The 1,309-nt window shown below is 63.6% G+C and carries 1 protein-coding gene and 1 pseudogene; both read right to left on the bottom strand.

Features of this window, described 5'->3' with window-relative positions:
• A pseudogene (locus EN984_RS34955) lies at positions 1 to 630 on the bottom strand (DEAD/DEAH box helicase); the annotation flags it as partial.
• The gene (locus EN984_RS34950; protein WP_245456759.1) at positions 630 to 1,292 is read right to left on the bottom strand and encodes a sulfotransferase; all 663 of its coding nucleotides are present in this window, start codon (positions 1,290 to 1,292) and stop codon (positions 630 to 632) included. The gene EN984_RS34950 and the pseudogene EN984_RS34955, both read right to left, overlap by 1 nt.
• Positions 1,293 to 1,309: the final 17 nt, after the last annotated feature.

Below are 1,309 nucleotides of genomic sequence, written 5' to 3'. Positions count from 1 at the left end.
GCACCGAAGCGTTCGCCACTCTGGGCGATGGCTGCCAGGATTATCCGCGCCTCCGCTCCGCCATCGGCGCGCGGCGCCTGGTCGAGGCAGGTGTCGCAATTGCCGCAAGGCTGCGCTTCTTCGCCGAAATAGCCGAGCAGCACCTGGCGACGGCACTGCGCCGTCTCGCAATAGCCGATGCGCCTCGTCGACGGCGATCAGGCTGACATCGAGCCTGGCCAGCGCCTCGAGCATCCGCTCGGTCATCAGCCGCTCCGGCGCGAGATAGAGCAGGCGCGTCTGGCCTGAGGCGACGCGACGCCATGCGGCGATATTGGCATCGCGGTCGATCGAGGAATTGATCGTATCGGCAGCCACGCCGGCAAGCCGCAAGGCGGCGACCTGATCCTGCATCAGCGCCACCAACGGCGAAACGACAATGGTGAGCCCGCCCAGGACAAGTGCCGGGACCTGGTAGCAGAGCGATTTGCCCGCACCCGTCGGCATGACGGCCAGGACATGCCGCCCGGCCAGCAGCGCGTCCATGACATCGGCCTGGCCGGGGCGAAAATCATCGAAGCCGAACACGTCCTTCAGCACGCGCCGCTTGGGATCTCGCTCTTCTGTCGCGACGGCCGCCGGTGCCCGCATTACCGCGCGTCCACGGTCGGCGTGCTTATTGGCATGTCATAGCCGAACTCGGCGCAGAAACGCCGGACGCCGACGAGAAATGCCGGGGGCAGACCGCCGAGATAGGTCCTGAATTCTTCATTCCGTTCCCATTTTCTCAACGAAGCCACCCGGATCGGATTGTTCGGATCCTCGCTGAAACGAATGCGCGGTGTCAGTCCGAACGATTGCGCGATTCTGTCCTGCTGCGCATCGGGCGCGCCGATCATGTCTTCGTAGCGGACAAAGAGTATCTGCCGGTGCGGTTGTGCCTTCTTCAGCCGGGTCAGCGCGTCGTATTCGGCCAGCCAGCGATGCGGCGTGACGTGGAACCGACGCTCGTTGCGTGTTTGCGGATGCGAACTTGTCAGCGTGTCGAACGGATGGCGCACGCAATAGATCAAGCCGATGGAGGGAGGGAGCTTCGCCAGATGCGCAAAACCGCGCGCATCGCGCTTGACGACGAGGTTCGATTCCGGCCGGTCCAACATGTCCAGCATTGTGTATCGCGCTTCGGGCGGATGGACGAAAATGTCCTCGAAACACCTCATCAGCCGCTGTGTCAGCGTCGTGCCGCTGCGCGCGCAACCCGAAATGAAAATTCTGTTGGCGGGCGCCGCGCGTGCGTATGTGCGTTTTTGCATGCGCTGTTTCAGAGACA

Source organism: Mesorhizobium sp. M7A.F.Ca.CA.004.12.1.1 (assembly GCF_003997835.1).
Lineage (GTDB): Bacteria > Pseudomonadota > Alphaproteobacteria > Rhizobiales > Rhizobiaceae > Mesorhizobium.
This window is presented reverse-complemented; position numbering and strand designations above follow the sequence as displayed.